Raw genomic sequence first — 8,158 nt, forward strand, 5'->3', positions numbered from 1 at the left:
TCCACCATATTAGGGGGTATAGCTCAGTTGGGAGAGCACCTGCCTTGCACGCAGGGGGTCAAGAGTTCGAATCTCTTTATCTCCACCATAAAAAAGACATGAATGTAGTTCATGTCTTTTTTTTATATATAATTTATAAATTTATTATTAATATAATAAAATAAGTTTATAAATATGATATTATATATATGTAAGTATTTTCTAGAAATAGTTAATAAAAATACATATAAAGAGAAGGTTATTTATGTTACATAGAATTAAACAATTTTACTGGGATATAACATCAGAGTTTAAAGATATAGATATTAAATTTATAGATAAGTATTTAAATAATTTAGAAAAGGAGTTATTTAAGAACTTAAACAAGGCAGAACAACATCATTGTATAAGGGTTGCTAAATTAGCCATAAAAGAATATTTAAAATTAGAAGAAGTAAATGATTTAGATATGCTTATAAAAATATGTTTGCTACATGATATTGGAAAAATAGGATCTAGATTAAATATTTTTGACCGTGTATTTCTAGTATTAGGTGATAAAGTCACTGGAGGAAACTTGAAAAAATGCACTAATATAAGGAAAATAAATATATATTATAATCACCCCCAAATAGGAGCACAAAAACTTAAATCGTTGGGATATGATGATGAGTTTATATATATTATAGAAAATCACCATAAAAAAGATATAAAAGACAATATAGTTATAAACATATTAAAACTTTGCGATGATAAGAACTAAATATTAATAATTTATATAGGAGGAAAATTATGAATTCCAAAGACAGAAGAAATGAAATTCAGAAATTATTATATTTATCAAAATATCCTATTAAAGGAGGGGTATTAGCAAGTAGATTTAGTGTTACGAGGCAGGTTATTGTGAAAGATATAGCAATTTTGAGGGCAGAAGGATTAAACATAATAGCAACTCCAGATGGATATATATTTAATAAATTAAGAAATTTATATAAAAGAGTTTTTGCAATACATCACTCTAAAGACGATATTAAGATAGAACTAGAGACTATAATAAAATATGGTGGAATAATAGAAGATATTATTGTTGAACATCCTTTATATGGAGAAATAAAGGCAATGATTATGATAAAAACTTTAGATGATATAAAAAAATTTTTAAAAACTTTTGATGAATCAAATGCTATACCATTATCTATATTAACAGAAGGTATTCACTTACACACTATAAGTGCTGAAACAGAGGAGATTTTAGATAAAATAGAAAAAGATTTATCTAAAAGAGGATTTATATTGGAATAATAATTTTTAAATAATTCTAGAGAAAGAGGTGATGATGTGAAAAAGAAGAAGTATTTTCTTTTAAGCATATTTATATTCATAGCCTTAGTAATGTTTTTTCTGAATAATATAGCTAATTTTGTTATAAATATACAGTGGTTTAGTAATTTAGGTTATTTATCAGTATATTTTACAAAGCTAAAGGCTGTATTGAAACTTATGATACCGTTGTTTTTAATTAGTTTTATATTTATATATTTTTACTATAAAAGTTTGAGAAAAAGCTTTATTAAAACCAATCATATACATGAAATAAGTTCATCAAGAAAAAAGACTGAAAAAATTATATTTTTAGTAAGTAACTGTGCTGTATCATTTATATTAGCATATTCAACTGCTATGAGATATTGGAGCACAATACTTCAATTTAGTAATTCTAAAAATTTTGATGTAAAAGATTATATTTTTAACAAGGATGTATCATTTTATATATTTAAGTTACCATTAATACAATCAATTTTAAATACTTTAATTATATTTGTAATTGTTTTAATTGTTATTACATTTATTTTTTATGGATTGTTTTTGGTGAAAGATAATATTTCATCAATAGAGTTTACAGACCACAAATCAAAGGTAAAACATTTAAAAGGTAAACTTACAAATCTAGCAGGAAGGCAGTTAGCAGTATTATTTTTAATTGGATTAATATTTATAGCATTAAATTTTGTTTTAAAAACTTATTACTTAGTATATAGTCCTAGGGGAATTGCATTTGGTGCTAGCTATACTGATGTAAAGGTTACGTTGTTATTTTATAGAGTTATAGCAATAATATGTTTATGCATGGCAATAATAGTATTTTTAAATGTAAGAAAGCATAACTTTAAACCTGTATTTATATCTATTGCATTGGTGGTTATATTATTAGTAGCTGAAAATTTAACTTCTCTAGGAGTACAACGATTTATAGTAAAAGCTAATGAAATGGAATTGGAAAAGCCATATTTAAATTACAATATAGAAATGACTAGAAAAGGTTTTAATGTAGAGAATATAGAATCTAGAGACTTTGATGTGAAAAACGACTTAACGAAAAATGGATTAAAAGATAATAAAGATATATTTGAAAATCTAAAAATAAATTCAGTGAGTCCCACATTGAGTTTTTATAATCAAGTTCAAGTAATAAGATATTACTATAACTTTAATGATATAGATGTAGATAGATATAATATTAATGGAAATTATAATCAAGTATTCATAGCACCTAGAGAAATAAATATAGATGCTATAGAACCTAATACATGGATTAATAAGCATTTAAAATATACACATGGATATGGTGTTGTAATGAATAAAGTTAATTCTGTTTCAGAACAGGGTCAACCTAATTTCATAATGAAGGATATACCAGTAGAGAATAATACTAATATAGAGATAGAGAATCCAAGAATATATTTTGGAGAAAATACAGACTATTATGCAATAACCAATACAAAGACAGATGAATTTGATGCTCCAAAAGGTGGAGAAAATCAAACAAATAGGTATGACGGTAAAGATGGAGTAAAACTTAATTTTGCTAATAAGGTATTATTTGCTTTGAAAGAAAAGGATATAAATATACTTCTTTCAAACGATATTACTAGTGATAGCAAGTTAATAATGAGAAGAAATATAATGGAAAGGGTAGAGTCTATAGCTCCATTTTTAAAATATGACACAGATCCTTATACTGTAATAAATAATGGTAAATTATATTGGATAATAGATGCATATACAACATCTAATAAATACCCATTTTCAGAACCATATAATGGTATAAACTATATGAGAAATTCTGTGAAAGTGATTGTTGATGCCTATGATGGTACAACAGATTTTTACGTTGTAGATAATACTGATCCTATTATAAAATGTTATGAAGATATATTTAATGGACTATTTAAAGATGTATCTGAAATGCCTAAAGGATTTAAAGAACATTTTAAATATCCTCAAGAAATGTTCTCACTTCAAAGTAAAGTTTTGGAGAAATATCATATGACAGATCCGTATATTTTCTTTAATGGAGAAGATTTATGGCAGATATCTAAAAATGGTTTAAATTTAACAGATAGTGAAACTAAAGATGATGAACAGAAAAATAATGAGGTTCCATATGTAGTTACAAGGCTTCCAGGAGAAGATAAGACAGAAATGGTTATGCTAAATTATTTTAATATGAGAAGTAAACAAAACATGGTTTCAATATTTGCTGCAAAAATGGATGGAGATGATTATGGAAAATTAATTCTATATAAATTTCCACCGCAAAAAACAATATATAGTCCAATGCTTTTTAATAATACCATAAGGCAGGATGATTATATTTCAAAGGAAATAAAGTTATGGCAATCTAATAACTCAGATGTAATACTAGGTGAAACTATAATCATTCCAATACAAAATTCTTTATTATATATAGAACCGTTATATATTGTTGCAAACAATTCTAGTGGAATACCTGAAATGAAAAGAGTAATAATGTATAATGGAAATAAAGTTGTTATAGAAGAGAATATAGAGAAAGCTATAGAATCATTGTTTGGTGCTAGTGATAAGCAACCAGGAAAAGAAAATGCTAATGAATCACAACAAAGTACACCAGAAGACGGATCTATAGAAAACAATGAAGTTAAAAAGGCTAAGGATTTATTTAATAAAGCTTTAGAGGCTCAGAAATCTGGGGATTGGTCTAAATATGGAGAATATATAAATGAGCTTGGAAAAATATTAAACAATATAAATTAATAATATCTTTAAGCACAGTATGAATACTGTGCTTAAATTTTGATTAAACAATTTTATATAAGAGCAATTTATGATAAAATTTAAACGGAAGTTATAATAATAAAAAGGAGGGTGAAAGCCCTATGGATTATGATGTTATAATATTAGGTGGAGGGTTAGTTGGTTGTGCGGTTGCATATGAACTTTCTAAATACAACTTAAATATAGCTTTAATTGAGAAAGATTATGATATAGCCGATGATATATCATTTATAAATACAGCGATAGTTCAGGATGGATTACAAGGAACAAATGATTTAATAGCTAAATTACAAATAATAGGAAATAATATGTTAGGTGACTTATGTGATAAATTTGGAGTTCCATTTAATAGAACAGGTTCATTGATTATAGCAGAGGATGATGACCAAGAAACAAAACTTAAAGAAATATATAATAGAGCAATTAAAAGAGGAGTTTCTGGAGTAGAGTTTATTGATGAAAATAATGTTAAAGAGTTAGAACCTAATCTAAAATGTGATATAAAGAAAGCTATATATTCAAAAAATACAGCTGTTATATGTCCATATGATTTGGCTTTGGCTTATGCTGAAATAGCATTTGATAATGGTGTTAATTTTAGACTAGAAGAAGAGGTATTAGATATACAAAAATCTACTTTGGGTTTAAAAGTAGCTACTAACAAGAATAAGTTTACTTGTAAGGTTGTTGTAAATACTACTCCATATGAAACAGATGATATAGAGAGTGTTGTAATGGAAAAACCTATAGATAAGATAACCTATTGTATGATGGAAAAAGATGATAGTAGAAATTTTAATCATATAGTATACAACGCAAAAAATAAAAATTCATCAGGTTTTCATGCTGTGCCATTTGGTAATGATGGAGTTATTTTAGCGGTAAGAAACGAAGAATCATTAGAGTTAAATGATGTTACAGAATATATTTCTAATTTTATAGACAATGTTGATATAAGTGAATTTAGTAATATTTTTAAAGAGGATATACATAAAGAGCTTATAATGATTGACGATTCAGATTTTGATAAGAGAGGATATATTAAGGTAACAGGAAACAATTTTAGTGAGGTTACAGTAGCACCTGCTATTGCAAATATGATTTGTGAAACTATAACAAATAATTTAAACTGTACTGAGAAGAAAGATTTTATAGATAAGAGACGAGAATTTTATAGATTTAAAGATTTAAGTAATGAAGAAAGAAATGAGATAATAAAAATTGATCCTAGATATGCCAATATAGTTTGTTTATGTAGTTTAGTAACGGAGGCTGAAATTATAGATAGTATAAGAAGACCATTAGGAGCAAGAACTGTTGAAGGTGTAAAACGAAGAACTGGTGTAACACTAGGTAATTGTCAAGGAGCATATTGTTTAAGTAGAATAATTTCTATATTAGCAAGGGAAACTAATAAGAAACTTACTGATATAGTTAAAGATTCTAAAAATTCTAAGGTTATAAGAAACAGAGTTAAAGAGTTTGATGAAATGTAAGGGGTGAGGTTTTTATGATTAAAACTTCAATATGCACACAATGTAATAAGAACTGTGTTATGGATATATATATAAATAAAGAAAACATAGATATTATAGGAAACGAATGTGATAAAGGTTTAAGCTATATAGAAAAAATAGATTATGAAAATAAAAAAGTTTTTACTACAATAGTAAGGATTAAAGGATCTAAAAATCATAATGTCTTACCAGTAAAAAGTTCTGATGTAATAGATGAGAGTTTATGGATAGAATGTTCAAAAGCTCTAAGTAGAATATATGTAGGACCTCCAGTAAAATTAGGAGATATAATATGTAAAAATATTCTAAATACTGGTACAGATATTCTAAGCTGTAGGACAATAGAAAGAGATTAATAAATTGAGTTGTAATTATGTAAAATAAGGTGTATAATGAAATATGTTTAATAATTAAAAATATTTTAAACCGTTGAAGAGGATAGTATTAATGTTTTTAGTTTTTAGAGAGTCAGTGGTTGGTGTAAACTGATACTAATACTTTAAGAATCCACCTCCGAGGGACTGTGAATTAAGCAGTACGGTAAATATCGTTAAATTTAAGAGTGGATTAAAAATATTTTAATCAACTAGGGTGGCAACGCGGAGTCTTTTCGTCCCTTTTTAGGGGAGAGAAGGCTTTTTTTGTTTATAAAAAAACTTAATATAAAGAAAAGGAGAGAAAGATATGTTAGATTTAAAAAGACTAAGAAACAATCTTGATGAAATAAAAGCTGCAATGGTAGGCAGAGGAGAAGATTTTGATTTATCTCAAATAGATGAAGCACTATCTCTTGATGAAGAAAGAAGAAAAATATTAGTTGAAGTTGAAGCTTTGAAAGCCAAGAAAAATCAAGTATCTAGTGAAATACCAAAGTTAAAAAAAGCAGGAGAAGATGTGTCTTCTATAATGGCTGAAATGAAAAAAATAGGGGAAGATATAAAGAATTTTGATGCTAGATTAGCAGAAATAGATGAAAGAATAAAATATTTAATGCTTAGAATCCCTAATGTTCCAAATCCAGAAGTTCCAGAGGGAGATACTGATGAAGATAATGTAGAAATTAAAAAGTTCGGTGAACCTAACAATTTTGATTTTGAAGCTAAGGCTCATTGGGATATAGGAACAGATTTAGATATATTGGATTTTGAAAGAGGCGGAAAAGTAACAGGTTCAAGATTTACTATATATAAAGATTTAGGTGCTAGACTAGAAAGATCTATAATAAATTATTATTTAGATACTCACACTAGCAAAAATGGTTACACAGAGTTGTTTGTTCCATTTGTAGCTAATAGAGATTCAATGACAGGAACAGGACAATTACCTAAATTTGAGGAAGATGCTTTTAAATTAACTAATAACACAGATTATTTCTTAATACCTACAGCTGAGGTACCTGTTACTAATATGTATAGAGATGAAATAATAGCTGGAGACAAACTTCCAATAAAACATGTTGCATATAGTGCTTGTTTCAGAGCTGAAGCAGGATCAGCTGGAAGAGATACTAGAGGCCTTATAAGACAACATCAATTTAATAAAGTTGAACTTGTTAAATTTGTTAAACCAGAAGATTCTTATAAAGAACTAGATGCTCTTTTAAAAGATGCTGAGTCTGTTTTACAAGGGTTAGGACTACCATATAGAATAGTTAAGATATGTAAGGGTGATTTAGGATTTACAGCAGCATTTAAGTATGACATAGAGGTTTGGATGCCAAGTTACAATAGATATGTAGAAATATCAAGCTGTAGTAACTTTGAAGATTTCCAAGCTAGAAGAGCTAATATAAGATTTAGAGGTAATGCTAAGGAAAAACCACAATTTGTTCATACTATAAATGGATCAGGAGTAGCAATAGGAAGAACAGTTGCGGCTATACTTGAAAATTTCCAAAATCAAGATGGAACAGTTACTATACCAGAGGTTTTAAGACCTTATATGGCATGTAATAAGATTGAAAAATAAATTTTAATTATATATATGTTCTAAAAAGATTTATGATTTGAATTTAGGTACATTCAAATCATAAATTTTATTAATTAGAACTTATACATGTTTTTTAATGAATATAATTAATTTAAAAAGTAAAAGATAGAGTATATAGTAACAATAATTTATATACTCTATCTTTTTCAGTTAAAACTCTATCAGATTCTATTTTAAAATAGAATATTTAGGAATTAAGTCATTGAAGTTTAGTAAGTAATAATTGAATAAATTATATAAGTAATAGGATTAGAGAATCTTAGGTATATGAAAATAAACTAGCACTGACTAGTTATTTATTTGAATGTGCCTTAAATAGAGTAATAGAGTATATATAAACATTAAGCTATGTTTGTGTCGTAATAATATTAAGAGTTTTAAGGTAAAGTAAAAACAGTTTGGGTTAAAAAATAAATGTAAAAAAGTTTGTAAAAATGGTTGACATAAATAAATAAGGTTGCTATAATAATACTTGTAAATGACATGGAGAGATGGTCGAGTTGGTTTAAGGCACCGGTCTTGAAAACCGGCGTACATGTGAGTGTACCGTGGGTTCGAATCCCACTTTCTCCGCC

The 8,158-nt window shown here is 26.9% G+C and carries 6 protein-coding genes, 2 tRNA genes and 1 other annotated feature; all 8 genes read left to right on the forward strand.

The features are described 5' to 3' along the window. The first annotated feature begins 12 nt into the window (after positions 1-12). A tRNA-Ala gene (locus BM119_RS18915) sits at positions 13-88 on the forward strand. A gap of 156 nt (positions 89-244) precedes the next feature. Then, positions 245-742, forward strand: a complete 498-nt coding sequence (locus BM119_RS18920; protein WP_090043267.1) for an HDIG domain-containing metalloprotein — start codon at positions 245-247, stop codon at positions 740-742. 29 nt (positions 743-771) lie between these two features. Next, entirely contained in the window at positions 772-1,281 is a 510-nt protein-coding gene (locus BM119_RS18925; protein WP_090043268.1) for a transcription repressor NadR, read from the forward strand. Positions 1,282-1,317: 36 nt separating this feature from the next. Next, positions 1,318-4,056 carry a UPF0182 family protein gene (locus BM119_RS18930; protein ID WP_090043269.1) on the forward strand — a complete coding sequence of 913 codons (2,739 nt, stop codon included), beginning with the start codon at positions 1,318-1,320 and terminating at the stop codon, positions 4,054-4,056. 122 nt (positions 4,057-4,178) lie between these two features. Beyond that, complete coding sequence (locus BM119_RS18935) at positions 4,179-5,573, forward strand: NAD(P)/FAD-dependent oxidoreductase (RefSeq protein ID WP_090043270.1); 1,395 nt, start codon at positions 4,179-4,181, stop codon at positions 5,571-5,573. Positions 5,574-5,587: 14 nt separating this feature from the next. After that, a complete protein-coding gene (locus BM119_RS18940; protein WP_090043271.1) occupies positions 5,588-5,950 on the forward strand; it encodes a DUF1667 domain-containing protein in 363 nt (120 codons plus the stop codon). Positions 5,951-6,014: 64 nt separating this feature from the next. Continuing rightward, positions 6,015-6,215 (forward strand) — a binding site (T-box leader). 63 nt (positions 6,216-6,278) lie between these two features. Beyond that, on the forward strand, positions 6,279-7,562 hold the full coding sequence (gene serS, locus BM119_RS18945; RefSeq protein WP_090043272.1) for a serine--tRNA ligase: 1,284 nt from the start codon (positions 6,279-6,281) through the stop codon (positions 7,560-7,562). A gap of 506 nt (positions 7,563-8,068) precedes the next feature. Continuing rightward, a tRNA-Ser gene (locus tag BM119_RS18950) sits at positions 8,069-8,156 on the forward strand. Positions 8,157-8,158 lie beyond the last annotated feature (2 nt).

Origin of the sequence: Clostridium frigidicarnis (genome assembly GCF_900111985.1) — a bacterium.
GTDB classification, from domain to species: Bacteria; Bacillota; Clostridia; order Clostridiales; family Clostridiaceae; genus Clostridium_Z; species Clostridium_Z frigidicarnis.